The sequence below is a fragment of the Mucilaginibacter sp. genome, assembly GCF_025362475.1.
GTDB lineage: Bacteria > Bacteroidota > Bacteroidia > Sphingobacteriales > Sphingobacteriaceae > Mucilaginibacter.
Window position 1 is genome coordinate 45,558 of sequence record NZ_JANYGH010000063.1, and the last position, 26,653, is coordinate 72,210.

Sequence of the window (26,653 nt, forward strand, 5' to 3'; positions counted from 1 at the left end):
GTTTGAAGATTTCATTAGTTACCGTTGTTTATAATGCCCAGGATACCATAGCGCAATGTATCCAATCTGTTATCAGCCAAAAGCATCCCGATATTGAGCATATTGTTATTGATGGCGGATCAACCGACAATACGGTAAGTATTATAAAAAAACATATAAAACACATCAATTTTTTTGTTTCTGAACCAGATCAAGGCATATATGATGCCATGGATAAAGGAATCAGCATAGCTACCGGCCAAATTGTAGGCACTCTTAATGCCGATGATCTCCTGGCTGATGATCAGGTTTTATCAACAGTAGCACAGGTATTTACACAACAAGATATTGATGCGGTTTACGGAAACCTGAACTATGTAAATCTCAACGGAAAAATAATCCGGAAATGGAATTCAAAGCAGTGTGTAATTAATTCCTTTAACCGGGGATTTATGCCCCCGCATCCCACGTTTTATTGCAAACGTAACTTATTTGAAAAGTTGGGCTTTTATAGCCTGGAATACGGCTCGGCGGCCGACTATGAACTGATGCTGCGGTTTATGTATCTGAACAAAATTAAATGTTTTCATATAAACAAGGTAATGGTTAATATGCTGGGCGGAGGTGTGAGTAATAGAAGTTTTAAAAGCAGGCTTAAAGCCTGGAGTTTTGATTTAAAAGCTATGCGTAAAAATGGCATTGCATTTCCTGTGCTGGCTTTAGTTCTAAAACCTTTGAGGAAAATTAATCAATATATTTAATTAGGTAATTACGTTGTTTTTATACGCATTTAGCATCCCGGTACTTAGTTATTGTAACATGAAAGTTTCAATTTGCAAGTGGGTTCGCTGATTAAATGAATCGCTTTTTTAACTTTGCGGCATGACAGAGCAAGACCTGATAGCCTACTTAGAAGCAGCAACATTACCTGAAACCCTACGCCTTGATAGGGCAACCACCCAACTTGATGTTAAAGAAGCTGTAAAAAGGAATATCGAACAGATGACGTCAGATGTTAAAGATGGAAATGCGAAACACCGGTTAACCAGGATATGGTATGCCCTTGAAAATCCATATAACGGACCAGAAATACCTCGTTTTTAATATCCCCGCTCAATTTTACCAATTTTAAATAGCATCTCTCAGTTTTAACGGACTTAGGGCTCATTGTTTTCATTTTTAAATGAAAAAACTACTGACCGCCTTTTGATTAACTATTTTGTAATAAAATGGATAGAGAGTCAAATTAAAGTCATAATAGTTAAGGTGTTTTTCTGAATTTTAATCAGCCCCTGCAAAGTTTCATTCAAATTTTCGGCGAAAATATTGATAGCAAAATCCTGGTAAAGGAGGCTTTTTAATTGATCATTTTGGCTGTATTGCTGTTAAGCTTTTGTTACTTTAATTTAAAGTAATCGGTTAGTAATTAATATTTTGACTTCTCAAGGAAAAGGGAAAATACCTCGCGTGTTTTCCCTTTTTTTTAGTTAATTAAATTAACCGCCTTTCTGTTAAGCCGAAGATTTTCGCGCGGCCGATAACGAAATAAAATATGGTTTGTTGTGTCATTTAAATAAAATAAATCGTCAAGGTTAACAAAGTATAGTCGTAGGAAATATTGCAAAATTTTATTTTGCTTTGCGCTATGTACCCGTTGTGTTTACCGGGATAACTATTAATTAATTTATTTCAATGAAAAAAGGTTTACTACTTATTTTGTGCAATTTTTTATTGGCTGCAACCCAGCTATTTGCGCAAAGCCATGCCGTTAATGGTGTGGTAACAGCTCAAGATGATGGCTTACCTCTACCGGGAGTAAGCGTAAAAGTAAAAGGAACGAACATTGGCGCCCAAACCGGTGCAGATGGCAAATACTCACTAAATGTTGCTAATAATGCAACACTTGTATTTAGCTTTATTGGGTACAGTGCCCAGGAAGTTCCTGTTGGTAACAAAAACAATTTAAACGTAGTTCTGGTACCGGCCAGCCATGGTTTAAATGAGGTTATTGTTACCGCTTTAGGTATTTCGCGCCAGCAAAAATCATTGGGTTATGCTGCCCAGGCGGTTAAAGGTGATGATTTATCGGTAACAAAGCAATCTGACCTTAACACGGCCTTAGCCGGCAAAATTGCCGGTGTACAGGTACTTGGCGGTTCGGGCGCAAAATTTGGTACTTCTACCATCCGTATCCGTGGCGTTAACTCCCTATCGGGCGGTAATCCCATTTATGTGGTTAATGGTGTGGTTACAGATCCAAATGCGGTAAATAATGATGATATTGAATCATTAACAGTTTTAAAGGGCCCGGCAGCTACTGCGCTATACGGTCAGCGTGCTTCAGAAGGCGCGGTGGTTATCTCCCTTAAAAAAGGTGCTGATAGAGGAGTTGGCGTTTCATTTAATCAGTCAACAACCTTTGAAAAAGTTTACCAGCTTCCTGAGTACCAGAACGAATATGGTGGTGGTACAAGTTTAAACTGGAAGACTTACACTTATGATCCTGGAAACTCACCCGCATCAAACGCAAATTTTAATGGAGTTAAATATTATGATTATGGTGTTGATGAAAGCTGGGGCCCTAAACTTGATGGAACCTTGTACGCACCATGGTATTTCTGGGATCCAACTAATCCTGGCTATGGTAAATTAAAACCCTTTGTGGCTCAGCCAAACAACGTTCGTGATTTTTACCGTACGGGTGTTACTGCAAATACAAATGCAGCGTTTTCAAAAGCCAGTGATAATTATAACTTCCGGGTTTCATACACTAACATTGAACGTACAGGTATTACGCCTAACAGTGATCAAAAACGCAATAACGTTGGTTTAAACGGCGAACTTAAGTTAACAAAAAGATTAACTGTAAGCGCCAATATAAACTTTTCACAAATCAATTCAAACAATGTTCCCCAGGAAGGTTATGGAACGCAAACAGCCGGATCATTCAGCCAATGGTTTCACAGGGATACTGAAATTGGTCAGCTGAAAAATTACAAGAGAGCCGACGGAACGTATACATCATGGAATATTATTAGCCCTGATGATCTTTCACCTCATTACTGGGACAATCCGTACACCGAGGCTTATGTAAATACTTCTAAGTCAAACAGCAATCGTATATACGGTAATCTTACAGCATCTTACCAGTTCACTAAAGACCTTTCTCTTTCGGTTATAGCCCGGGAAGATCTTTTGAACAGGGATGACAATTCACGAGTAGGTTCAGGTACTATCAATGTGGATTCATATTCACAAAGCCAGTATACTTATAAAGAGAATAATTATGTGGCTAATTTGAACTACAGCCATGTTTTTCATGATCTATCAGTAAAAGCTGGTTTATATGCAGAAAGTCGCCAGGATCGTTACCTGTACACCAGCGGAAATACTAACGGCGGTTTGGCTATACCCGGACTATATACTCTTGGTAACTCAATTGATGCGCCAACAGCACTTAGTTATAATGCTTTAACCCGTGTTAATAGTTATTATGGTTACACCTCATTTGGCTATAAAGACTTTTTATATCTTGATTTTAACGCCCGTAATGATAATTCATCTACGCTGCCTGTTAATAATAATTCTTACTGGTATGGTGGTCTTTCCGGCTCATTTGTTTTCTCGGAACTTTTACCTAAAACGACATTCTTACGTTTGGTAAATTAAGATTATCAGCTGCAAAAATTGGTTCTGATGCTTCGCCGTACCAGGTTTATCAGATTTATAACTTATCTACAACTCCACACGGAGGAGATCCGATCCAAACCGTACCAAATACCCTTCCAAATGCTAACTTAAGGCCTACACTTTCTACCGCTTTTGAAATAGGTACAGAGCTGCGTTTTATAAAAGATAGGATCAGGTTTGATTTTAACTATTACACCCGCAATACCAAAGACCAGATATTGCCATTACCAGTTAACGGAACTTCAGGTTATTCGGTTGCGGTAATTAATGCAGGTGAAATTAAAAATAACGGTATAGAAATAACATTGGGCGGCACGCCGGTAAAAACAAAAGAATTTACCTGGAATGCAGATTTCAACGTTGCGTTTAACCGGAATAAAGTAGTTTCAATATTCCCTGGCATAAACAGCTTACAGGTATCACCTGATGGTGCAGGCGGTTATGGCCTTGCTGGTGGTAACCAGGCTGCAGGTGCAAAAAGCTTTGGATTTGTTGGTTCTCCAAGCTTTGGTGTTAACGGCGTATTAGGTCAGTCTTATGGTCAAATCATTGGCTCAGGCTTCACCCGTGATACTAAAGGCAACATTGTAGTTGATCAAACTGGTATGCCTGTAGTAAACAATTCTGTTAATTTAGGTAGTATGCTGCCAAGCTATACCGGTGGTTTTACTAACTCATTTAATTATAAGGGAGTAGTAGTAGCTTTTTCTCTTGATTTTCAGAAAGGCGGAAAATTTGTTTCTGTTACTGAGCAAAACTTAAACGGATCCGGACTTGGAGCTGAAACAGTTGGAAACAATGCAAAAGGAAATCCAGTACGTAATGACGTAGCTAATGGCGGTGGTACACTGGTACAGGGTGTTCATGCAGATGGTACTCCTAATACTACCTACGTAAATACGCGTCAGTTATATGAGCAGGTATATAGCCAGATATGGGAAAAATACACATTTGATGCTTCTTATGTTAAATTAAGAGAAGTTAGTGTAGGTTATTCATTTTCTAAAAAAATGCTGGGAAGACTTCCATTCCAATCGGCTTATTTTGGCGTAACCGCGCAAAACCCCTGGTTAATTTATTCCAAAGTTAAAGGTGTTGATCCGTCACAACTGCAAACATCTTTTTATGAAGGTGGACAGTTGCCTAACACAAGAAATTTAGGCGTCAACCTTAAACTAACTTTCTAATAAGCTCAAAATCATGAAAAAAATATTCAATATAAGTAAATATATTATTGGGGCCGGTGTAGTTATCCTGTCCTCATGTAAAGTGGGGGGCGATGTAAACGTTAATCCCAACCAATCGCCAAATGCTCAAACGGGCTATATGCTAAGCAGCGCCATACAGTTTTTGGGTGGTGTAAACGGAGCTGGCGCCACAACTAATATCAATTCCTTCGCGGGCGAGTTATATTCGCAATACTTGTCTGAAACGTTTTACACCAATGAGTCATTGTTTTCATTAAAACAATACGATTATCAAAACTACTACACAGGACCATTACAGGATCTGAAAACGGTTATTACTGTAAATACAGACCCGGCGAAGAAAAGTCTGGAAACAACAACCAGATACGGTTCAAATAATAACCAGATTGCTTCGGCACGTATACTTACCGCATTTATCTATCTGACTATGACCGACAGGTGGGGAGATATACCTTACACCCAGGCATTAAGCGGATCAGCTAATTTTTCACCGGTATTTGATGCTCAAAAGGACATCTATCCATCTTTAATGAAAGAACTGGATGAAGCCCAAAAGCAATTCGATGACGGGCCGGCATTAACAGGTGATATTCTATTTCATGGTAACAACAATAAATGGAAACACTGGGCAAACTCATTGCACGCTATCATGGCTTTAAGGTTGTCAAAGGTAGATCCGGCAACAGGTCGTACCGAATTTGCAAAAGCAGTTGCCGGTGGGTTGATGATATCAAACGAGGATAACGTATCTTATACTTATTTGGCAGCACAAACAAACGAAAATCCATATTTTAATAACTATCGTAATCGCTATGATTATGCGGTTAGTAGTTTGGTAGTAAATACATTGCAAGGTTTTAATGATCCCCGTTTACCGGTTTACGTTGCTCCAACAGTATCTAAAACCTACGTTGGCTTACCTTATGGCACCTATGGTGATAAACTTGGTGATTATAGCGCAGGTACCAGGGATAAACCGGGTAATGTATCATTAATAGGCCTGACTGTATCAAATCAGGATTCTCCAACTATCTGGACTTCCTATGCCCAGGTATTATTTACGGAGGCTGAGGCTGCTCATTTAGGTTGGATTGCTGGCGGCGATGGCGCTGCCGCTGATTTTTACAACCAGGGTATAACCGCGTCTTTAACGCAGAATGGTATAAGTGCAGGTGATGCTGCAACTTACCTGGCGCAAGCTTCGATAAAGTTCTCGGCTAACACTGCTCTTGAACAAATATTACTGCAAAAATGGATCGCCGGCTTTTTAAGTAATGGCTGGGAGTCATGGGCGGAATACCGCAGAACAGGCTTGCCTAAATTGCTTGATCCTGTTCCGGGATCATTAAGTCCGGGTCAGAAAATTCCGCGCAGGCAGCAATATCCGCAAACAGAGCATGATTTAAATCTGACTAATTATAATAATGTTATTTCACGTCAAGGTCCTGATGCATTGGATACCAGGGTTTGGTGGGATAAATAAGCAAATTGATATTGCACAATAAATAAAAAGGGCTGGATCAGGTAAAATTGATCCGGCCCTTTTATTTGGAAAATTAAAATTTCCTTTCGGCGGAATGAATAAAAAGAAACGATCACTTTTTGCCCTTATTGGATAAATCTTCAATATCCTTCTTTTAACTTATTTAGTAGATTAATGAGCGTTGTATTGATCGAAATTGCTCATTTAAGTGCTTTCATTGCCTGGTATATTACCTCACATAATTAAAAGTTAATCTGGTTTAATTTGGAGTTATTTTTTGCCCTAATTATATACTAACCGGGCGGGCACTTCGTTTAAATTATAACTTTTATAATCTATCAACACCCATGCTATTTTACCGGTGATTCTATTGTTTATTGATAAAAAATAAAGTCTATGGAAACGATCTTGGTACAAGAGAATGATCTCGGTACTTTGGAGGCAGTCACTGAGGCCTTGCAAATGGAGGGCTTTCGGGTTTACAGTTTAACCGACTGCAATGATAACGTCCTGGACATGATCAGGCGTCATCACCCAAGGCTTGTATTGCTTGACTGCTGGCTTTTTAATCATTCGGGTAAACAGGTTTGCCAGTGGATCAAGGCGCATTTCCGGCGCCTGCCAGTGGTCGCTTTAAGCTGCGATGATCAAATTGATGTACATTACCGGGAACTGGGTTTTGATGACTATCTTAAAAAACCGTTTGACCTGGATCAGCTTTACTACGTAGTTAGGAAACAGTTAACATGGCATAGGCGAAAAAAGAAATACACCGAACTGACGTTATAAATACTTGAGTCAGTTAGTCAGCCCATTTTAATGGTCATTGCCGCATTGATGATTTGTCTAATCAAAGGAAATTCCGGGGAGTATAAGATGATAATGAGTATCGAACCTGCACATGCTAATGGCAGGCTGAAAATTATCATCGCCATAAAAAAGGAAATGAATATTTTGATCAGTCAATCGAGATCAAATAAGCGGTCACAAATCCATTCTCGTTTAACCATGCACTGTTTACCAGCGCTTTAATTCTTTATACCATGTTAATCAGCAAAGATAAAAGCAAAGAAAAAGATGAAGCAAAGCCTGCAATACATCTGGCTACCGATTGGCCACTTTGCGAAAAAGATGAACAGGCCATCGCGATAGAGCATACCAAAATACTTCAAAAGGAAGCGTTGGATAGATGGGAACGTTTAAGAACAAAGAGACACTAATTAAATTTTACTTGTTAAAATTAAAGTGGTGCGATTCAACTGTTTTATTCGCAGGTATCAAAGAAAGCCAGTGACTATTTGACTTCAACTAAATGCCCGTACGGTTTTTAATGTTTAACGATCAACATCGGTAACGTGGTTTACATCACCAGGCTGTTTTTTTATAAGCACCTGGGGGTTGCCCGGTAATCTTTTTAAAGATCCTTGAAAAATAGGATAAATTCTCGAAGCCTGTTTCGGCTGCTATGTCATAAAAAGACAGGTTGGTGGTAGTAAGTAACAATTGCGCCCGCTCTATTCGTTTGACTTGTATATAGCTTAATGGCCGCTCTCCGGTATTTTCATAAAACAGGCGCGAAAAATAATCTGCGTTGTGATACAGCCGCTAAACAGGTTAACTGATTTTTTGCCCGCAAGGTTCTGCAGGTAGATAATATTTGTAGGTCGCTATCCGTTATAAACCAAGTGATTAAGTGATAGAAATCATTTTTTTAAATTGATATAAACTGCATATTTGTATACGAAGCCAACTCGTTCTGAACAGGTGATTAATATAAAATAATGATTGCAGAACAGAAGCTTCAAAACCTATCCTGATCCATGAATACGTTGCAATAGATAATTTAAACTTACCCAGATCACGACAGTTGATGGCAGGACCCGGCTGCACAATACCAGGTGGATTTACATAAATTTTGATAATTATGAAAACGATCCTTGTTCTGACAGATTTTTCTGACAATGCTGCTCATGCAGCTCAATCCGCACTGAATCTTGCCGTAATGATCCATGCTGATGTTTTATTATTTAATGCTTATCAAACTATCCCGGTGAGCAATTATTATATCGGCGCGCCATGGGGAGGAGAGTCCCCCTCTTATTGGGAAGATCATAGCGAAAGCAACATCCAGACTTTTCAGAAACATCTGGAGCCATTGATCAACAAAGTACATCCGGAGCAATTTAAACCAGCCATTAGCACCTTATGCCGGGAAGGAAATTTAGGAGAGCTTGTAAATGAAATTGTTCAACAGAAAAACATTGGGTTGATTGTGATGGGGTCGCGATCTGACAATGCTTTTGAACACATCTTTTCTGGCAGTGATACCTATGCTGTAATTGAGCACGCCAGTTGCCCGGTTTTGATCTTAAGGGAAAAAATGGAGTTAACACAGCTTGGCAAAATAGTGTTTGCAAGCAACTTTAGTCCTGAAGATATTAAAAGCCTCCAATACCTGGTAAAACTTGGTGAACTGTTCAATACAAAGTTGGAGTTGGTGCATATCATGCCATCAGAAAGTCTCGGAACGGCAACAAACGAAGGGGAAGTAGAGTTTATGAAGCAAGTGGCTGCACTAAACTATCCGCATATTACTTTTAAAAATGTTAAGGGGAAAGAGGTGGTTGAAAGGCTCAATCACTTATGTGAAGAAGAACAAGCAAATGCGCTTGCCATCGTCCACCACAAACATTCATTTTTTATACGGATGTTGAAACAAAGCCTTGCCCATCAGGCACTGGATAAACAAAAAATACCTCTGCTGGTATTTTCCGCTAAAATGGATTAAACATTCAGTTTTTTTTATACTATTTAGTTCCTGAATTCAATTATAAATGTAGTTCCCTCGCCAGGAATGCTTTCTGCTATGATGTTTCCTCCCATAGCCTCTACCTGATTTTTAACCAGGAACAGGCCTATTCCGCGTGCGTCATCGTTGCCATGAAAGGTTTTATACATCCCAAAAAGTTTATTGCCATTTTGAACCATATCTATCCCCATACCATTGTCTTTAAATCTCAGGATGATCTGATCTTTTAACCTTTTAGCATTTATATTGATTTTTAGCGACTTTTCGGGGTTGCGGTATTTGATGGCGTTGGTCAATAAATTAAGCAGGATACTTTCCAGATAAGCAGGATCAAATTCAAATTCAATTTCTGGTGATACTTCAATAGAAAGCTTTGCCGCTGCAGCTTTTAATGATCCGGACAAGACTCCCGTCGTTTTTTCAATTTCTTTAGCAAGATTTAGCATTTTCAGCCTATGTTTACCACTGGCATGTACATCAACAACCTCATTCAAATGCACAAGTGTATCCTGCAAATTAACCGCATTTATACCAAGCATCCCAATCAGGCTATCTCTTTCGGCGGTGTCTTCTTCGCTCAAAATCATTTCTGTCAACATCTGTATATTACCGGCATGTGACCGCAGGTTATGTGATACTATATGTGCGAAATTTAACAAGCGGCTGTTCTGCGCGCTAATGATTTCCATTGCCCGGCTTCGTTCCATTTCCATCCTCTTATGGTCTGTAATGTCTTTAATCTGGGAAACAAAGTACAGTGGCTTTCCCTGCTGATCGCGGGCCAAAGTAACATTTAAAGAGACCCATATAATACCGCCATCAATATGAAAATAACGCTTATCCATTTGATATGCAGTGATCTTGCCATCTAATAGCTGATACATTTGTTGCAAATCAATATCCAGGTCATCCGAATGCGTGATGTCCTGGAAAGTTAGCTTTAATAAAATTCGCTCATTATAGCCCAAAATCTGGCACAACATTTTATTAACCCTAATCCATTCTCCCTTTGTAGATACAAGGGCCATCCCTATAGGCGCGTAATCAAATGCCTGGTGAAATTGTTCTTCCTGTTCTGCCAGTTTACTCACCAGGTTAACCTGCGTTGTGATATCCTCTATAGAGCCATACATGACAGTACATTTGCCGTCCTCGAAATCGGCCTTTATTCTAACCTTAACCCATTTAACGTTTCCTTTTGCAGTAGTCAGTTTTAATTCGACCACTTCAGGATTTTCTGTTTTTATGGCATCATCCATTAATCGCCTAATGGCGTCAGTATCTTCGTAAAATTCTATTGCCTTTTCAAGGCTGGGAGAAAAATCTTGGTCTACTTCATGAATGTCCCGAACAACGGCGTTCCAATAAATTTCACCTTTGGCCAGGTTCACTTCCCATATACCCAAATGAGCTATGGGGATAACTTTTTGGTAGAGTTCGAGTTTAGTTTGCATGTAAAGTAAAGATGAGCTTGCGTAAGCTACAATGGAAAAATGTATATATTATATATTAAAAATTAGGTGTTGTTGACTATGCAAAGGTTATGAATCTATTTAACGAAAGGTAATCAAGTCTACTTGTTAATAAAGCCTTTGCAATATTCTTTTTATCCGTAATTCTAATTTTTAACGTTTGATTTGTATCCATGCTTATAAAATAACCTTGATGCCCACATCAAGCACTCGGGTACTTCCTGTTGATCCTTCATCTTACAAAGCTAACAATTAAATAGACGAGCCTAAACTGATCTAATCATTGAATTTTAATAACACTTAATTCTTTTGTGTGGCAGCTTTCAGGTGTTTGTAGTTTTAAAAATTGAATTGCCAAATGATAATTGTTTATAAAGATCAGGGCTGGCATTAATTCAATAAATAAAAACTAATTATCTAAAATTCCTGCCTTTGTAAAAGACATCTTGAGCAGACTGGTCGCGTTTTTGGGGTGCGGGTGCAGTTGTTTCGTCGGATCGGGATAGGGGGACTAACGGTAGATCATCATTATCGGCGTTGGTCAGGCCGTTCAGTAATTTATTGAGGTTGAAGCAGCGGCGGACAACCACATGTAGTACTTCGCCCTCCACCTGCAATTTGCCTTCCACCATGAGTAAGCGGGATTGCAGGATCTCCTTGCGGTATTTGTCAAAGACTTTTTCCCACACAACAAGGTTAGAAAAACCGGTTTCATCCTTTATGGTGATAAACAGCACTCCTTTGGCTGTGCCGGGGCGCTGACGGACGGTGATCATCCCGGCAACTTTGATAGGATCGCCATTTTTCATCGTTTTTATTTCCCCGGTAGGTGTTACGCGCAGAAGGTCAAGCTGGCCCCGTACAAAACTTACGGGATGTGCTTTGAGTGATAGCCCCGTGGTAGCGAAATCATGTACAACATGCTCGGCCTGGGTCATGAATGGCAGACTGATCTGTGTTTCGAGCGCGCTTTCGGATGGCTGCCCGGTAAATAACCCAATTGGCTTGTCATTGAGTGCGGGTACTTCCCACAAAGCCTCGCGGCGATCCAGCCCTAAAGAGCGAAAGGCATCCGCGTCGGCCAGGTTTTCGATAGCGGCTTGTGGTATACCCGCATCACTCAATTGGTGGATACTGGTATAGCCACTACTTCGCCCGGCAACAAGGGATTGCATCTCCTCTTCATTTAATCCTTTTACTTGGCGGAAGCCTAATCGTAAGGCAAAAAATTTACCCGCTTTTTCTTCTAATATATTATCCCATTGGGAGTGGTTGATATCCACCGGGCGCACCTCTACGCCGTGATTGCGGGCATCATCCACAATCTCTGCCGGTTGATAGAACCCCATGGGCTGGCTATTGAGCAAGGCCGCCGCAAAAACATCGGGGTGATGCCATTTAAGCCAACAGGAAATATAAACGAGGTGGGCAAACGAAGCGGCATGGCTTTCCGGGAAACCGTAGCTGCCAAAACCTTCCAATTGTTTAAATATTCGCTCTGCAAATTCCTTGTCGTAGTTGTTGGCCACCATGCCATCGACCAACTTTTTGCGATGCTGGCTCACCAAACCTTTAGCTTTAAAAGTCGCCATACTTCGCCGCAGATGATCGGCTTCCGCCGGTGTAAAGCCTGCCGCCACAATAGCGATCTCCATAGCCTGTTCCTGGAAAAGCGGCACGCCCAATGTCCGGCCCAATATTCTTTTGAGTTCTTCAGATGGATATACTATGGGGTCTATGCCGTCGCGCCTGCGCAAATAAGGATGTACCATGTCGCCCTGTATTGGACCTGGCCGTACGATAGCCACCTCGATCACCAGGTCATAAAAACATCTCGGCTTTAACCGGGGCAGCATAGACATTTGTGCACGGCTCTCTATCTGGAAGACGCCAAGCGTATCGGCATGACAGATCATATCATAAACGGCCGGGTCGTCCTGCGGCACATTCTCCAGTGTAAGGTCAAGGTTGTAATGATTCTTGCACAGCACAAACGCCTTTCTTATACAGGTCAGCATTCCCAAAGCCAGTACATCCACTTTCAAAATCCCCAGCGCTTCCAGGTCATCCTTGTTCCATTCCAGTTGTGTACGGTCTTCCATGCGGGCGTTCAGAACAGGACAGATATCAGAAAGCTTGCATTGCATGATCACAAACCCGCCTGTGTGCTGCCCTAACTGGCGTGGGAAACCCATCAACTGTTCGGTCAGCTCCAAAACTTTGTGTAAGTGCGGGTCATCCGGGTTTAGTCCCTGTTCAATGATCCGCTGCCGGTCAAAAGCCTCTTCTGAAAAATCCCAGATTGCACCGGATAAGCGTTTGATCGTATCTTCTGATAGGCCCATTGCTTTACCCACATCGCGGATCGCGCCTTTATGCCGTTCCTGGGTCACTGTGGCTACAATGGCCGCGTGTTCCCGGCCGTAAGTTTCATAAATCCATTGGATAATCTCTTCCCGGCGTTCATGTTCAAAATCCACGTCAACATCAGGCCATTCGTCGCGGGCATCAGACATAAAACGGGAAAACAGCAGCCGGGATTTGGTAGGATTTACCGGCGTGATCCCCAAACAAAAACAAACCGTGCAATTGGCTGCCGAACCGCGTCCCTGGTGCAGGATATTCAATTGCTCGGCTTTTTGGGTGTATTCATAAATCCGCAGGAAATAAGGAGCCAGCTTCCGCCTCGCAAAAAATGCCAGCTCAAAATCAACCTGTTCCGTGATTTTTTTCGGGATGATCTCACCAAATATTTTTCGGGCGCCTTCCATTGTATGCGCCCGCAGGTGTTCATCTGAAGTACGGCCATCCGGGCTCACCCATTCCGGTTCGAGGTATTTTAAAGTATCCAGTGAGAAAGTACAGGCATCGGCAATCTCCTGTGTACGCGCGATAGCATCAGGATACTGGCGAAACAAACGCTCCAGTTCATCAAGAGGTTTCAGGTAGCGCTCGGCATTGGCATGCAGGCGGAACCCGGCGTTATGGATGGTACATTTTTCCCGTACGCAGGTTTGTATATCCTGTAATTCCCGGCGTAAAGATTCGTGATAGTGTACATCATTAGTGGCTACCATAGGAACAGCCAATTGTGACAACCTGTAAAAGCGCTTGGCATCATCGCCACTATAGGAGCGGCTTACAGCCAGGTAAAGGTTTGCACCTAAAATAGCCTTATATTCCGCAAGGTCAGCTTTAAAAGTATCGTCAAAATCAAACTTCCTGTTCAGCCTTGTGGGCGGCACAGCTATAAATTTTATACCCTGGGCATGAGCATAAACATCTTTTTTATAGAGTTCGCATTTGCCTTTTTCGGTACGCAGGTTGCCCAATGTCAATAAAGCGCATAACCTGCCCCAGGCGGTAATATCTGTAGGGTATGCTAACAGGCTGGGGCCATCCAGCAGGTCGAGGCGGCAGGCAGGAATAAAACCTATGCCTTTCAGCTTTGCGGCCTGGTGCGCACGTACAACTCCCGTCATACTGTTTCGGTCAGTGATCGCGATTTTGGTATAGCCAAGGTCAGCCGCATGTTCTACCAGTTCATCGGGATGCGAACCACCCCGCATAAATGTAAAATTGCTGGTTACCTGTAATTCTGCGTACCTCATAATAAGATGTTGTTTAAGCAAAAAATCCGTGGATATACCATTGTGACCCCTCATCCGAATAATGGCCCGAGCGAAACAGCCAGTAGCGCCGGCCTTCGTGGTCCTCTACCACATAATAATCGCGGTGTGGTCCAGTGTCCAGCCACCATTCGCGTTCTATGCGTTCAGCATCATCGGCTTTTTTGATCGTATGCCGCTCGCCTTTATAAATAAACAGCATGGGGGGATTATCGGGCAGCAACGCGGTCACTTCTATCTTCTCGGGCCGTGGCAACAGCAACGATGGCCTTGGACGCCCGGTTCGCCAGGTAGTTGTGGGCTTTTCTGCAAGTGAACCGGCTTTTTTAATGGATTGTTCCGGCCAGTAACGTTCCTGCGGCAGGTAGCGGCGTATGTTGCCAGCGCCAACTTTATTGGCCAGCCTGTCGAGCAGTTCTGCCAAACTGGTATCAGCGAGGCCACAGCCCTCTGGCGACCACAGGATCTCCTGATCGGGCGATACTTCCTCCACTTTTGGCGCTTCCAGGGTAAACAGTTCAATACCCAGATCCGGCTCAATCAGGGGTATTTTAAGTTCAAACAATTTGAACAGATGATTGATGTTATGCGAAGCCCGGTTGGTGCCGATAGTGGCATCTACGATTTTACCATCCAGGCGATAGCATTTAAGGACGGCTGTCCGCAAGCCTTTACCTTCAGCCTGTAGTCGTTTGCAAAGGTTACTCAGCAGTGTTTTAATACCCAGTTCTATTGCTGTTGCGGTGCGAACCGGCTCCAGGCATGGCAGGCGTTCATTATAAGGTTCTGCCGGGTGCAATACTTGCAAGGGTTCGTTCTCGTTACCAAGGGCCTGGTCCAAACGCAGCAGGAAATTATCCCCAAAACGGCGGCGCACTGCTGAACGTTTCAGGTTTATAAAACTTTTGATTGTATAAAAACCAAGTTTTTGCAGCCGCTCCAGGATCAGCGGTTCCAGGCGCAATGCAGCCGGCGGGAGGGGTAACAAGGCATTCGCCTGATCGCCCGGCTCAATGATCGGTTTTATCCGCCCAAAACGTGCCACGGCCCAGGCTGTTCCAACGGTGTCAGCCATCGCGCCACGAACGTCATAGCCTTTGCTTCTGATGCGGTTTACAATTTCCTTAAGGTAAGCCCGTTCACCACCCCACAAGTGCGCACAGCCCGAAATATCTAAAATTAAGCCTTGGGGCAAATCAACCGAAATCAGCGGCGAATAACGGATACACCATTCGCCGGCCTGTTTGAGTATTTTGGCAGACTGGCCCGGCTGCGCATCGAAAACCTGGAGGCCCGGTATGGCCGCTTTCACATCCGCCGCCGCCATACCTACAGTAATGCCCTGTGCTTCTGCTAAGCTATTAGCGGCTGTAACCACCATGTGGTTACGTTCGGACGCTACCAGGATAAAGGGCACATCTTTCAGTTCCGGCTGCCGGATCGTCACCCAGTCCGTCGTCAAATGACGAAACCATAGAGAAAGAAAGCGACTTTGCATGGTTATATGGCTTTTCGTTCCGGTAATTCATTCATCATAATATCTTCGTCAACCGGCACAAAGTGTCCGTCAACCCATTCCAGCTTCCAACTGCCCGGATTGCCGTTCCGCACCCGCAGCAGTTCTACCTGCCATCGCGGAAAGCCCACACCCGGCAATTCTTCTTCCACCGTACTTGGCAATGGCGTGATCTGCCAGCGGGCAACACAGGTAGTTGTACCCAGTTTACGTGGATCGTTGCGTAGCAGAAAGCCTGTAACCTTGCTGCTTTCCACCGCCAGCTGCAAACGGCGGGATTGGGCAAAACTTATTTCCCTGACTTCGGCAATAACTGCTGCCAGCCCTTCGCATTTCAATGCTTCTTCCATGGCCCAGAGTACATCCTTTTCGCGCTGAACATCAATAAAGATTAACCGGTCTGGCTGCACTTCAAAATCATCAAGGGAGGGAGGGAAAAGTTTTCTTGTGGTACTGATCCACAGGCATGCGCCACCTTTTTGCATCAGGAAAGCCAGTAAGCCCGACATTAGTCCGCTGGTTGCGGCCGCCTGTTCCGGCGTTGGGCAAACCATTTCGTGTATATTACCCACAGGGAAAACGCCATTGGGGAATGCGGATTCCAATGGTCCCAGGCCAATACCACCAGGCTTATCCGCTACAGGCGGAACAAAACCCTGCCATCGCAAAATATCTTTTTGCAAACGGTTGATCATATCCTTTTGGGTTTCCTGCATGTCTTTTACATCTTATTCGCCTGAAATTCCTGCGGACTACAAAGTTAATACTAAAAATATTAGCATTTTATTTATATTTGAAAAAAAGTTTACAACAGTTAAAATGATTACGCATAACTATCTGACCAGGGAGGCCAAAGCCTTTGTAAAGCGCAAAAGCGGCCCTGATGAAGTCGTACGGGTAGTGCCCGATCCGACGCATAAAAAAGCAGCCCAATGTTATCAGCTGTATACCGCTTTTGAAGAAAGGCCTGATGACCTCGGCTGCATTTTATTTGACGCACAGGGTTTCTGGATCTATGATGGCGATATACTATCTATCGCGGAACAGGAACAGGTTGCGGATTTTATTATCAATTATGTAGAAAGGATTTAAGGAGAAGGATGATGGAGCAATTGTGTTTTTTTCCCGAGGAGGGGCAAAGTAAGGGATTACCAAAGGAACTGCTGGAGTATATGCCTGCTTTGTTTGATGAAGAACAAAGCAATTCTTTATTAAGTAAGTTTATTGCAGCAACTCCCTGGCAACAGCGGATACAGAAAATTTACGACAAAGAAGTTATTACACCAAGACTGACTGCCTGGTATGGCGATCCGGAAGTATATGACTATGCATCGCTTACTCAAACCAAACCCAATCTGTGGACACCTGAATTGCTGATGATCAAAGCTAAGATAGAGCCACTGGTGGGCATTAAATTTAATAGTGTTCTGCTCAATTATTACCGCGACAGCAATGATTCTGTGGCCTGGCATAGCGACCGTGAAAGTGTTTTAGGCAACAACCCTGTTATAGCCTCGGTTAGTTTTGGACAGGTGCGCAGTTTTGATATTCGGAACAAAGCCAACCATGGTGAAAAATATTCGGTTCGGCTGGAGCATGGCTCGTTTCTGTTGATGAAAGCAGGTTTGCAGGAACATTGGGAACATCGTATTGCCAAATCCATTAAACCTATGAAGGCGCGGGTCAACCTCACTTTCCGGACGGTTATATGACGTATTTTTTCCTGAAATTTTATTTTCGGTGATTTAAATCCTAAATTTAAATGTATGAAAGCCATCACCTGTTTGTTGCTGCTGATAACCTGTTTCTATGGAGACGTACCGAAAATATCGGTTACCGATGCAGAAAAGGTATTGGGCCAAACTGCGCGTATGAGTGCCAGTTCCGGTGAGGAAAAAAATGGCGTATCCAAACAGCGGTATACATATGTGGCCATTGCCGATACGCTATCGCATTTATATTATTTGTCAGCCCAATATCCGGTGATAACAGCTGCGCAAAAGGCTTATGCCGCTATTGTTGCCGGTAATGTTGGTATGCCCGGGCAGGAAAAAATAACCGGCTTGGGTGATGAGGCTTTTTTTCATACCGATAAGCAGCATTTTTACCTCATCATTTTCAGAAAAAAGGACCAGGTGATTACCCTGAAGGTTAATAAGCTAACCGGCAAAACATCTGCACCGGAACTCCGGAAGCTGGCCGCAAAACTGGAACATAACGTATGAAGATGGTCCCGCTTTTTAAGGTTCGCGATAGGTGGGGGGCTATATCTCTAAATAATAATCTCAAAATGTGGAAACCATGATAAGACCCCATGAAATGAGCCTGGGATTACCTATGGAAGTTGCCAATAAGGTGTTGTCCACTACAGACAAGGTATGGGAAATTCTAATGGCCAGTCATGATGGTGACCTGGAAAGGGTAAAGCAAATGGTCAGCGAATGTCCGGAGCTGATCTATGCGCAGTACAATTATACCCCGCCAATCCATTTTGCCGTTCGCGAAGGACATGTAGCTATCGTTAGTTATTTACTGGATAATGGGGCGCATGATCCAACCTATAGAATTTATCCCTTTCGGGACAGTCTCGAAACCATTGCGGCAGATCGCGGCCATGACGAAATTGCCCGGTTGTTGCAAGAATATGCGGCTCATCCCGGGCGTCATAAATATAAGGGTGATAACGGGAAAATATTTTTTAACCGCACAAAACTCCAGCTGGAGTTTCAAAAATCAGTAGATCAAAACGATCTTATAAAAACAGCGGTAATTTTAAAAGATCATCCTGAATTTGCACTCGATGAAACCTATTTCTGGGGCGAAGGCATCCTTACTTTTGCCGCAAAAACCAATAATCGTTCCATGGCCGATCTGTTGCTATCTTATGGGGCAAAAGTGCCGGATATTTTGAAGTGGACGCAGAAATACTATTTTGAACGACTGGACGGGGCAACCTATATGATGGAAAAAGGGATGAACCCCAATACCATGAGCTGGCATCATGTTACTATTTTGCATGACATGGCGCAAAATGGGGATATTGCCAAGGCGAAGTTGTTGATTGACCATGGCGCGGAGATCAATGCGATTGAAGAAGAATACCAGTCGACGCCTTTAGGGATGGCTGCCCGCTGGGGCCACCTGCACATAGTGAACTATTTACTGGAACAGGGTGCAGATCCCGGGTGTTCCGGTGCTGATTGGTCGACGCCCTTAGCCTGGGCAACGAGGAAAGGTCATGCGGCAATTGAAGAACGATTAAAGAATCTATAATGGAAACTAACCCGCAAAACATCCGGCTGGCAGTGCCTTTTTTTATGGTGGCCGATATGGAGGCTTCTCTGCGGTTTTACCGGGATGGCCTGGGCTTTAAGCTTACCAATGAGTGGACTCCAAGGGGGAAAATTGAATGGTGCTGGCTGCAGCGAGATGCTGTGTCCATCATGCTACAGGAGCCGCGCAACAGAAATGCAGATCAGTTAGCGCCACCCGGCGGGGGCGTAACGATATCTTACCAATGCGCCGATGCGCTGGGTTTATATCACGAGTTTAAGGAAAAAGGCTTAAGCATCTCAGAGCCTTTTGTGGGGAATGGCATGTGGGTGGTAGGGTTGAAAGACCCGGACGGTTACCGGCTGGAATTTGAAAGCCTTACCGATGTTTTGGAAGAAACCAAATATAGTGAATGGAAAAAAGATGAAAATTGAATCTGTTATACCTGTACTTTACTCAGATGATGTAACGCGCAGCCTGGACTATTATACCGAAGTGCTGGGATTTGAAGAAAAATGGACCTGGGATGATCCACCTACATTTGGCGGAGTGTTAATTGGTGATACAACGATTTTCTTTTGTAAAGGCGATCAGGGACATCCCGGAACATGGCTTTGTTTGAACGTGGACAATGTGGACGAATATTACCAGGCCATCAAAGCCAAAGGCGCACTAATTTTAAGCGAACCGGACACCAAGCCCTGGTTCATGCGCGAAATGCTGGTGAAAGATCCTGATGGGCATATTCTGCGTATCGGTCATAATACGAACTGTGAATCGGCAGAGGATCAAACTGATAATTAATAGAAGGGATTATATTTATCGTGTAATAACCGTTATTGTTCAACAAAATGCCAGCAAACTCCGGCAATATCAATGATATTAACCTCCATGCCGTAGGGCTGCTGGATGATCTGCCCGATACGGATACCGTACTTTTGAGGTAGTGCTTTTTCAAGAACGCTTTTTCGGAATTCTTCAACATTGCTGACTTTCACACTGAGCATAAAATTTTGTGCAAATTCAACGTTATCAAATTTCTGAAGAACGAATCTGGATTCATCCCGCTGAAAGCCAATGTAACCATCCACTTCCCAGTTAATATGAAAGCCCAATTCCTGGAAAAATTCCCGTGAGCCTTCAAAGTTGCTGCCTGAAGGCACAAATGGTTCGAGTGATAAAAACTTCATTTACTGTTTTTTATCTAAAATACATATTATACTACAGAATACACAAATCTGATCAAAACCGTTTTTGGCTACAACAACAGTAGATATGGCTACATCTGCTGTTTTGCTATGGCGCAACTTTGCAATATCAAAAAACAGAAAAATGAAAATTATAGTAACAGGTTCGTTAGGGCACATCAGCAAGCCACTGACAATAGAATTAGTGCAAAAAGGACATGCGGTTACTGTTATCAGCAGCAATCCTGAAAAACAGAAAGATATCGAAGCATTGGGTGCTGCCGCAGCCATCGGCTCATTAGAAGACGTTAATTTTCTTACAGACACTTTTACAGGCGCCGACGCCGTGTACACCATGGTACCGCCAGCTAATTACTTTGATCAAAAGCTTGATTTAATGGCATATTGTCACAGAATCGGCAACAACTATGCCGGTGCTATCCAGGCTTCGGGCGTAAAGCGTATGGTTCACCTCAGTAGCGTTGGTGCTCATTTAGTTAAGGATTCAGGTATCATTCTCGCTCATCATGATGTAGAGGTTACCCTAAATAAGCTTACTGATGTTGCCATCACGCACATGCGTCCCGTTGGTTTCTATTACAATTTGTACAGCTTTGTAGCTATGATGAAAAAGGACGGCGTTATTGCAGCAAATTATGGTGCAGATGATGAGCTAATATGGGTTTCGCCAATAGATATTGCTGCCGCGATTGCTGAAGAACTTGAAACATCACCCTTGAGCAGAAAAGTACGGTATGTGGCAAGCGATGAACTTACCGGTAACGAAACAGCAAGTATCTTAGGCGAGGCTATGGGTAAGCCTGGTTTAAAATGGATAATTATTGCCAATGAACAAATGCAAAGTGGTTTAGAAGCGGCCGGAATGCAGCCCGGCATTGCTGCCGGTTTAGTTGAAATGTATGCAAGCCAGCATAACGGTGTATTAACAGAGGATTATTACCGCAATAAGCCGGCAGTTATGGGTAAAGTAAAGCTCACAGATTTTGCAAAAGAATTTGCTGCCGCCTTTAAATAAAAACAAGTATATTGAAATATGGCAAATATCCAACCTCATCGGATTAAAACGATAAGTGAATTTCATCAGTTTAGGGAATTGCCTAAGCCGGAACATCCGTTAATCAGTGTAATAAATTTAGAATCGGTTAAGCAGGTGCCGGCTAATGAAACAAGTTTAGTTAAGGATTTTTATTCCATTGCCCTTAAACGGAATTTTAATGCCAAAATGAAATATGGCCAGCAGGAATATGATTTTGATGAAGGTATCATGTTCTTTATATCACCGGGCCAGGTTTTTAGAATTGAGGTGGAGAAGGATTCAACATTAAAACAATCGGGATGGATGTTATTGCTTCATCCCGATTTTTTGTGGAATACGTCTTTGGCCAAAACCATAAAGCAATACGAATATTTCGACTACTCGGTAAATGAAGCCCTGTTTCTTTCAGAGAAAGAAGAAACAACAATTGCAGGCATTATGCAAAACATTCAGCAGGAATATCATTCAAACATTGATAAATTTAGCCAGGACATCATTATCGCTCAATTGGAATTGTTATTCAATTATGCCGACCGGTTTTATCATCGCCAGTTTATAACAAGGAAAATCACCAATCATAATATCCTGAATCGTTTGGAAGATATTCTTAACGAATATTTTAACAGCGATTCCTTAATAAAAAAAGGATTGCCCACCGTTCAATATATTGCCGATTCATTAAATGTATCGCCCGGTTATTTAAGTGGATTGCTTAAAACATTAACAGGCCAGAGTACCCAACAACACATACACGATAAACTGATAGAAAAAGCAAAGGAAAAACTATCTATTACAGATTTATCAGTAAGTGAAATTGCATACGAATTAGGTTTTGAACATCCGCAGTCGTTCAGTAAGTTATTCAAGACAAAAACCAACCTTTCGCCTTTGGAATTCAGGAACACTTTTAACTAGCCTGTTAATATGGTATTAACTTGTCTTCCCGCAACTTTACTCGCTCCTCAAACTTTTTACCGGGTTTTCCAATGCAGCCCTGATACTTTGATAGCTTACAGTGAGTAAAGTGATTGCCATGGCGCCGGCGCCGGTTACAGCAAATATCCACCAGGATATTTCGGATCGATAGTGGTAATGCTGCAGCCATTGGTGCATAAAATAATAAGCGACAGGGGAGGCGATAAGGTAAGCTATCATCACTAACAGCACAAAATCTTTTGAAAGCAGCCCCCAAAGATTAAACACTGACGCGCCCAATACCTTGCGTACACCAATTTCCTTGACGCGTTGTTCGGCTACAAATGATGCCAGGCCAAAAAGACCAAGGCACGAAATTAAAATGGCGAGACCAGCAAAAACAGTAGCAAGACGGCCAATGTGTTCTTCAGCTGCGAACTTGGCCGCATATTCCTCATCGGCAAATTGATATTCAAATGGCGCCGACGGGATGATCTTTTTGAAAACAGCTTCTATTTTGGGCAAGGCCTTGTTAACGCTTATTTTGGGGTTGATTTTGATATTGATCAATGATGTAGGTACATGGCCTTTAATCATAAATATTGTTGGATACATGGGCTCATAAGGCGATTCCATGATCATATCTTTAACCACACCTAAGATCTTGTAATGCTTTAGTGGCTGGTCCTGGAATTTCCAGCTTACATTTTCGCTGACCGGGTTTGTCAATCCCATGTATTTGGCAGCGGATTCATTAATGACGATGCCCGATGAATCACTGGTAAAGGCCCTTGAAAAATCACGCCCCTTCACAAATTGCCAGCCGACTGTTTTGCCATATTCAAAACTTACAGGTAAGGTGCCAAACTGATCATCCAAATTGGGATCTTTGCCTTTCCATTTAAACCCTCCATTACCGGATGCAATTTCAGTAACCCTGCCAAATGATTCAGACATTTCGGCTACGGCGCCTGTATTCTTAAGTTCTGATCGTAACAGGTCATATTTACCATCAAAATCACTGGATTTTTTTTGGATCATGACCAAGCCATCGCGTGTATAACCCACAGGGCGATTTTTGGCAATCTGGATTTGCCGGTAAATGATAATGGTGCAGATGATTAAAGCCACCGAGACTGTAAATTGCGCAACTACGAGCACCTTGCGGGGAATGGACGCAAACCGTCCAACGCGGAATGTTCCCTTCAATACCTTGACTGGGTTAAAAGATGACAGGTAAAGTGCGGGGTAACTTCCTGATATGATACTGGTCAGCAAAACAAATGCAATGCCTGCTACCCAAAAATAGGCATTCTGCCATGGTATGATCACCTGTTTGGCCGATAGATCATTGAACCAGGGCAAGGCCAAACTGACCAGAACCAACGACACCAGGAAAGATAATACCACAACCAGAAAAGATTCACTATAGAACTGGCCTATCAGTTGTTTCCGCATAGAGCCGACGGCCTTTCTGACACCTATTTCCTTGGCGCGCTTTTCAGATCGCGCTGTACTTAAGTTCATGAAATTGATACAGGCCAATAGCAATACAAATACGCCGATGACGCCGATCAGCCACAATAACTGAAGCGGTCCGGTATCTGGAACGCCGCGTTTATAACTATGCAGGTGCCAGTTCCGCATGGGCTGCAGGAAAACCTGCGGATCTAATTTAGCCTGTTCTTTCAGATCAGCGAGGTTTTTTAGCTCGGCATCTTTAATATTCCTGGAAACTTTTTCAAAATCAGTATTTGGATTAATCTCCACATAAATTTTTAGGAAATGGTTCTGCCAGTCGTTCAAGGCCCGTTCTTTTATCCATGGGTTATCAGCGATCCACAACTCGGCAGGGGACAGGAATTTAAGATCCTTAAACTGGGTATTTAATGGCAGATCTTCGTAAACACCTGTAACCTTAACATCCAATTTGTTATTGATCTTCATCATTTGGTTCACCGGGTTCGCATCGCCAAAGAAAGCTTTGGCAGTTGATTGGGAAAGCATGATCGAATGCGGATCTTTTAAGCCTGTCCGGGAGCCATAGATCATTTTCAGGGTCAGCATTTCCGGCGCGTCGGGGTCCATGAACAAACCTTTTCTCGAAAGTTTCTTATCACCTGTCGCCAGGATATCGTCAACATCCCAGGAAGCCATTACAATGTGTTTGAAATTATCTTTATAGTTGGTTTTAAGCTCGGTTACCATCGGGAACTGAAGCGAAGAGTTCATAGCAGGATCCCCGGTACGCGGATCAATGAGTCGCGTCCTGACCTGGGCAATGCGATCATAATGTTGATGATAGGTATCGAAAGACAATTCATCCCATATCCATAAGCCGATGAGCACGGCCACGGCCATACCTACGGCAAGGCCGCCTATATTGATCAGGGAAGAAACCTTATTCCTGACCAGGTTTCTCCAGGCTACTTTTAGATAGTTTTTTATCATGACGTTATGGTTTAAACGAGACTGAAAAGGAAGTATTTAAATATGTTATTTTAAATATGGTGCCAATTGGTTAAGTTATTGATTATTAGTTATTTGTTTTGTTTGTTGATCTGGGGATGTATCGAAAGCGAACATCTGTTGTTCGCTTTTATAACAGGCTGATCCAATAAACTATACAGTGACCAGTCTGGAAATAGCTATACCGATTTGTGAGTAAATCCTGTAAATACTATACAGTGGATTCTGTTAGTCCTAAAATGAACTATACAGGTCTGAATAAACCTGCACTTACATCTAAAAGCCTCACTTATTTTCCTGTCCGTATCTGACATCTGCTTGTCTTAATTTTCGTCGTCATTCGCTACACCTTTGTGATGTAATTATTAATCAATTAATCACAATGAAAAAAATTAAGAAAGTATTTATCATTTCCCTATCAACGGTTGTTGTTGCGGGTGTTGTTCTCGTTTTACTTTTTCAGCCTATCATAGCTTTCGGGCAGTTTCCTCCTTATGTAGGTAACAACAAGTTTGACTGGAAAAAACCATCATACGATGCAACTAAGAAAACAGTATTCATCATCGCTGATAACAAGGTGACAGAAATGTTTGATATGCTGGCACCTTTTTACCTGTTTAACGCAACCGGTAAATTAAATGTATACATTGTTGCCAAGGAAAGAGCTCCCGTGCTCATCAAAAGAAACCTTTTTATACTCCCGCAGCTGACTTTCAAAGAAGCAGATTCCCTTAAATTAGTTGCTGATGTGATTGTTATCCCGGCTTTATCTATACGTGATGAAAAACAAGACCCCACAATCATTTCGTTTATAAAAAGTCACTTCACACCCGTTACGAAGATCCTCGCTGTATGTGACGGCGCTTCAACGGCAGCCGCTACCGGGCTTTTTGACGGTAAGCCTATTACCTGCCATGCCTCTGATTTTAACATGCTGAAATCACATTTCAGCAAACCGCAATGGATAAAGCAGGTGAATGTTGCGCATAGTGGCAACCTGTACAGCACTGCCGGAGTATCTAACGCGGTGGAAGGCAGCCTAACGGTAATTAATGACCTGTTCGGCAGTAAAATGATGCAGGTTGTAGCTGCGGACATTCACTATCCTCACCCGGAGATATTGACCGCTCATCAGAGTGATGCCATTAAGTTTGGCAATGTGCTCACCATCGCCCATAAAGTTATTTTGAAACAGAACCGCAACCTGGGATTGCTTTTACAGGATGGCATGAATGAATTTGAGTTGGTAAGTATTCTTGATACCTATGGCCGCACGTTTCCCAAATCCTTCAAATGTTTTACACTCACCGATACCACTCTCCAAACCAGGTATGGATTAACACTGGTGCATACCGGCGGCAACGATTCAAAGAAGGTAGATGAGATGCATGTATTGATGCCCGGCAACAATGCTTCGATTACGGCACTTTACAAAGATATTATCAGGTATGACATGAAAAAACAGTACCCGATAAATGTATGCCTTGCACGGATCGGTGACCTATATGGCGACAAATTCAAAGCAGTTGTGAAACTGATGCTTGACTATAATTAAACAAACAAAGGCTTATCAATAAATAAAAACAATCATGAAAAAGATATTCATAATAGCACTTATACTGGGGTCGCTGCATTCATTTGCACAAACAGATTCGATAAAGGTTGAACAGTTTTGCCAGGTTATAGCCAAACCGCGACTATTGAGCAATAAAGTAACTATCGATATTGATTTTGGCGATGAAAAAAATTTTTGGAGCGATACCAGGTTGAGGACCTGGGAAGGAAAAATCAAACAGTTCAACACCATTATAGATGCCATGAATTTTATGGGCAGGGAAGGATGGTCCTTTATCAATGCCTACCCCGTTCGGTATGGCGATAGTGAGATATTTCATTTCGCTTTCAGAAAATTATTCTACAGACGTGATATCCCTTAACCGGTATGCAGTAAAACGCTGTAATTACA

Annotated in this window: 25 protein-coding genes; 18 read left to right on the top strand and 7 right to left on the bottom strand. The window is 42.6% G+C overall.

The annotated features are described in order from the left end of the window. Positions 1-2: 2 nt before the first annotated feature. The 7 genes from Q0R88_RS21600 (at position 3) to Q0R88_RS21630 (ending at position 7,580) form a co-directional block, all read left to right on the top strand. Entirely contained in the window at positions 3-740 is a 738-nt protein-coding gene (locus Q0R88_RS21600; RefSeq protein ID WP_295720314.1) for a glycosyltransferase family 2 protein, read from the top strand. A 121-nt stretch (positions 741-861) separates the two neighbouring features. Beyond that, a complete protein-coding gene (locus Q0R88_RS21605; RefSeq protein WP_295720316.1) occupies positions 862-1,083 on the top strand; it encodes a hypothetical protein in 222 nt (73 codons plus the stop codon). Between the two features lie 588 nt (positions 1,084-1,671). After that, positions 1,672-3,648, top strand: coding sequence for a carboxypeptidase-like regulatory domain-containing protein (locus Q0R88_RS21610; protein WP_295720317.1), 1,977 nt, complete (start codon positions 1,672-1,674; stop codon positions 3,646-3,648). Between the two features lie 239 nt (positions 3,649-3,887). Continuing rightward, positions 3,888-4,856 carry a hypothetical protein gene (locus Q0R88_RS21615; protein WP_366087751.1) on the top strand — a complete coding sequence of 323 codons (969 nt, stop codon included), beginning with the start codon at positions 3,888-3,890 and terminating at the stop codon, positions 4,854-4,856. A 13-nt stretch (positions 4,857-4,869) separates the two neighbouring features. Next, positions 4,870-6,360, top strand: coding sequence for a SusD/RagB family nutrient-binding outer membrane lipoprotein (locus Q0R88_RS21620; protein ID WP_295720318.1), 1,491 nt, complete (start codon positions 4,870-4,872; stop codon positions 6,358-6,360). 396 nt (positions 6,361-6,756) lie between these two features. After that, on the top strand, positions 6,757-7,149 hold the full coding sequence (locus tag Q0R88_RS21625) for a response regulator (protein WP_295720321.1): 393 nt from the start codon (positions 6,757-6,759) through the stop codon (positions 7,147-7,149). A 254-nt stretch (positions 7,150-7,403) separates the two neighbouring features. Further along, positions 7,404-7,580 carry a hypothetical protein gene (locus Q0R88_RS21630; RefSeq protein ID WP_295720324.1) on the top strand — a complete coding sequence of 59 codons (177 nt, stop codon included), beginning with the start codon at positions 7,404-7,406 and terminating at the stop codon, positions 7,578-7,580. 145 nt (positions 7,581-7,725) lie between these two features. Here the strand turns inward: Q0R88_RS21630 and Q0R88_RS27215 are convergent, their stop codons facing one another. Next, the gene (locus Q0R88_RS27215) at positions 7,726-7,962 is read right to left on the bottom strand and encodes a helix-turn-helix transcriptional regulator (RefSeq protein ID WP_366087768.1); all 237 of its coding nucleotides are present in this window, start codon (positions 7,960-7,962) and stop codon (positions 7,726-7,728) included. A 322-nt stretch (positions 7,963-8,284) separates the two neighbouring features. Here Q0R88_RS27215 and Q0R88_RS21635 point away from each other — a divergent pair, with 322 nt between their 5' ends. Further along, positions 8,285-9,148, top strand: coding sequence for a universal stress protein (locus Q0R88_RS21635; RefSeq protein WP_295720327.1), 864 nt, complete (start codon positions 8,285-8,287; stop codon positions 9,146-9,148). Between the two features lie 23 nt (positions 9,149-9,171). On the opposite strand, the gene Q0R88_RS21640 is transcribed toward Q0R88_RS21635, so the two are convergent. The 4 genes from Q0R88_RS21640 to Q0R88_RS21655 form a co-directional block, all read right to left on the bottom strand. Next, positions 9,172-10,623, bottom strand: coding sequence for a sensor histidine kinase (locus Q0R88_RS21640; protein ID WP_295720328.1), 1,452 nt, complete (start codon positions 10,621-10,623; stop codon positions 9,172-9,174). A gap of 431 nt (positions 10,624-11,054) precedes the next feature. Next, positions 11,055-14,252, bottom strand: a complete 3,198-nt coding sequence (locus Q0R88_RS21645; RefSeq protein WP_295720330.1) for an error-prone DNA polymerase — start codon at positions 14,250-14,252, stop codon at positions 11,055-11,057. A 13-nt stretch (positions 14,253-14,265) separates the two neighbouring features. Further along, positions 14,266-15,717 carry a DNA polymerase Y family protein gene (locus Q0R88_RS21650; RefSeq protein WP_366087754.1) on the bottom strand — a complete coding sequence of 484 codons (1,452 nt, stop codon included), beginning with the start codon at positions 15,715-15,717 and terminating at the stop codon, positions 14,266-14,268. A gap of 53 nt (positions 15,718-15,770) precedes the next feature. Further along, on the bottom strand, positions 15,771-16,502 hold the full coding sequence (locus Q0R88_RS21655) for an Error-prone repair protein ImuA (RefSeq protein ID WP_295720336.1): 732 nt from the start codon (positions 16,500-16,502) through the stop codon (positions 15,771-15,773). Between the two features lie 103 nt (positions 16,503-16,605). Between Q0R88_RS21655 and Q0R88_RS21660 the strand changes: the two genes are divergently transcribed. The 6 genes from Q0R88_RS21660 (at position 16,606) to Q0R88_RS21685 (ending at position 19,863) form a co-directional block, all read left to right on the top strand. Beyond that, the gene (locus Q0R88_RS21660; protein ID WP_295720338.1) at positions 16,606-16,878 is read left to right on the top strand and encodes a hypothetical protein; all 273 of its coding nucleotides are present in this window, start codon (positions 16,606-16,608) and stop codon (positions 16,876-16,878) included. Positions 16,879-16,886: 8 nt separating this feature from the next. Continuing rightward, positions 16,887-17,498 (top strand): alpha-ketoglutarate-dependent dioxygenase AlkB, encoded by a 612-nt coding sequence (locus Q0R88_RS21665; protein WP_295720341.1) that lies wholly within the window; start codon positions 16,887-16,889, stop codon positions 17,496-17,498. A 54-nt stretch (positions 17,499-17,552) separates the two neighbouring features. After that, the gene (locus tag Q0R88_RS21670; RefSeq protein WP_295720344.1) at positions 17,553-18,011 is read left to right on the top strand and encodes a hypothetical protein; all 459 of its coding nucleotides are present in this window, start codon (positions 17,553-17,555) and stop codon (positions 18,009-18,011) included. Positions 18,012-18,087: 76 nt separating this feature from the next. Beyond that, a complete protein-coding gene (locus tag Q0R88_RS21675; protein WP_295720345.1) occupies positions 18,088-19,059 on the top strand; it encodes an ankyrin repeat domain-containing protein in 972 nt (323 codons plus the stop codon). Then, the gene (locus Q0R88_RS21680) at positions 19,059-19,493 is read left to right on the top strand and encodes a VOC family protein (protein WP_295720349.1); all 435 of its coding nucleotides are present in this window, start codon (positions 19,059-19,061) and stop codon (positions 19,491-19,493) included. Before Q0R88_RS21675 ends, Q0R88_RS21680 begins: the two co-directional genes overlap by 1 nt. Beyond that, positions 19,483-19,863, top strand: coding sequence for a VOC family protein (locus Q0R88_RS21685; protein WP_295720352.1), 381 nt, complete (start codon positions 19,483-19,485; stop codon positions 19,861-19,863). The genes Q0R88_RS21680 and Q0R88_RS21685 overlap by 11 nt, the downstream gene beginning before the upstream one ends. 32 nt (positions 19,864-19,895) lie before the next feature. On the opposite strand, the gene Q0R88_RS21690 is transcribed toward Q0R88_RS21685, so the two are convergent. Further along, the gene (locus tag Q0R88_RS21690) at positions 19,896-20,249 is read right to left on the bottom strand and encodes a hypothetical protein (RefSeq protein WP_295720354.1); all 354 of its coding nucleotides are present in this window, start codon (positions 20,247-20,249) and stop codon (positions 19,896-19,898) included. A gap of 142 nt (positions 20,250-20,391) precedes the next feature. On the opposite strand from Q0R88_RS21690, the gene Q0R88_RS21695 reads away from it, so the two are divergent. Together Q0R88_RS21695 and Q0R88_RS21700 are read left to right on the top strand one after the other, a co-directional pair. Then, positions 20,392-21,282, top strand: coding sequence for an NAD(P)H-binding protein (locus Q0R88_RS21695; protein WP_295720356.1), 891 nt, complete (start codon positions 20,392-20,394; stop codon positions 21,280-21,282). Positions 21,283-21,300: 18 nt separating this feature from the next. Further along, complete coding sequence (locus tag Q0R88_RS21700) at positions 21,301-22,218, top strand: helix-turn-helix transcriptional regulator (RefSeq protein WP_295720358.1); 918 nt, start codon at positions 21,301-21,303, stop codon at positions 22,216-22,218. A gap of 36 nt (positions 22,219-22,254) precedes the next feature. Here Q0R88_RS21700 and Q0R88_RS21705 read toward each other — a convergent pair whose 3' ends face one another. After that, a complete protein-coding gene (locus Q0R88_RS21705; RefSeq protein WP_295720361.1) occupies positions 22,255-24,669 on the bottom strand; it encodes an FtsX-like permease family protein in 2,415 nt (804 codons plus the stop codon). Positions 24,670-25,069: 400 nt separating this feature from the next. On the opposite strand from Q0R88_RS21705, the gene Q0R88_RS21710 reads away from it, so the two are divergent. Both Q0R88_RS21710 and Q0R88_RS21715 read left to right on the top strand, forming a co-directional pair. Continuing rightward, positions 25,070-26,242 carry a DJ-1/PfpI family protein gene (locus Q0R88_RS21710; RefSeq protein ID WP_295720364.1) on the top strand — a complete coding sequence of 391 codons (1,173 nt, stop codon included), beginning with the start codon at positions 25,070-25,072 and terminating at the stop codon, positions 26,240-26,242. A gap of 34 nt (positions 26,243-26,276) precedes the next feature. Beyond that, positions 26,277-26,624 (top strand): hypothetical protein, encoded by a 348-nt coding sequence (locus Q0R88_RS21715; protein WP_295720366.1) that lies wholly within the window; start codon positions 26,277-26,279, stop codon positions 26,622-26,624. Positions 26,625-26,653 lie beyond the last annotated feature (29 nt).

Coding starts and splice junctions, on each gene's coding strand:
- Q0R88_RS21675 (WP_295720345.1), top strand. CDS start 18,088: ATGATAAGACCCCATGAAATGAGCCTGGGATTACCTATGGAAGTTGCC.
- Q0R88_RS21715 (WP_295720366.1), top strand. CDS start 26,277: ATGAAAAAGATATTCATAATAGCACTTATACTGGGGTCGCTGCATTCA.
- Q0R88_RS21670 (WP_295720344.1), top strand. CDS start 17,553: ATGAAAGCCATCACCTGTTTGTTGCTGCTGATAACCTGTTTCTATGGA.
- Q0R88_RS21620 (WP_295720318.1), top strand. CDS start 4,870: ATGAAAAAAATATTCAATATAAGTAAATATATTATTGGGGCCGGTGTA.
- Q0R88_RS21640 (WP_295720328.1), bottom strand. CDS start 10,623: ATGCAAACTAAACTCGAACTCTACCAAAAAGTTATCCCCATAGCTCAT.
- Q0R88_RS21610 (WP_295720317.1), top strand. CDS start 1,672: ATGAAAAAAGGTTTACTACTTATTTTGTGCAATTTTTTATTGGCTGCA.
- Q0R88_RS21700 (WP_295720358.1), top strand. CDS start 21,301: ATGGCAAATATCCAACCTCATCGGATTAAAACGATAAGTGAATTTCAT.
- Q0R88_RS21705 (WP_295720361.1), bottom strand. CDS start 24,669: ATGATAAAAAACTATCTAAAAGTAGCCTGGAGAAACCTGGTCAGGAAT.
- Q0R88_RS21685 (WP_295720352.1), top strand. CDS start 19,483: ATGAAAATTGAATCTGTTATACCTGTACTTTACTCAGATGATGTAACG.
- Q0R88_RS21665 (WP_295720341.1), top strand. CDS start 16,887: ATGATGGAGCAATTGTGTTTTTTTCCCGAGGAGGGGCAAAGTAAGGGA.
- Q0R88_RS21635 (WP_295720327.1), top strand. CDS start 8,285: ATGAAAACGATCCTTGTTCTGACAGATTTTTCTGACAATGCTGCTCAT.
- Q0R88_RS21710 (WP_295720364.1), top strand. CDS start 25,070: ATGAAAAAAATTAAGAAAGTATTTATCATTTCCCTATCAACGGTTGTT.
- Q0R88_RS21625 (WP_295720321.1), top strand. CDS start 6,757: ATGGAAACGATCTTGGTACAAGAGAATGATCTCGGTACTTTGGAGGCA.
- Q0R88_RS21690 (WP_295720354.1), bottom strand. CDS start 20,249: ATGAAGTTTTTATCACTCGAACCATTTGTGCCTTCAGGCAGCAACTTT.
- Q0R88_RS21655 (WP_295720336.1), bottom strand. CDS start 16,502: ATGCAGGAAACCCAAAAGGATATGATCAACCGTTTGCAAAAAGATATT.
- Q0R88_RS21630 (WP_295720324.1), top strand. CDS start 7,404: ATGTTAATCAGCAAAGATAAAAGCAAAGAAAAAGATGAAGCAAAGCCT.
- Q0R88_RS21660 (WP_295720338.1), top strand. CDS start 16,606: ATGATTACGCATAACTATCTGACCAGGGAGGCCAAAGCCTTTGTAAAG.
- Q0R88_RS21695 (WP_295720356.1), top strand. CDS start 20,392: ATGAAAATTATAGTAACAGGTTCGTTAGGGCACATCAGCAAGCCACTG.
- Q0R88_RS21680 (WP_295720349.1), top strand. CDS start 19,059: ATGGAAACTAACCCGCAAAACATCCGGCTGGCAGTGCCTTTTTTTATG.
- Q0R88_RS21645 (WP_295720330.1), bottom strand. CDS start 14,252: ATGAGGTACGCAGAATTACAGGTAACCAGCAATTTTACATTTATGCGG.
- Q0R88_RS21605 (WP_295720316.1), top strand. CDS start 862: ATGACAGAGCAAGACCTGATAGCCTACTTAGAAGCAGCAACATTACCT.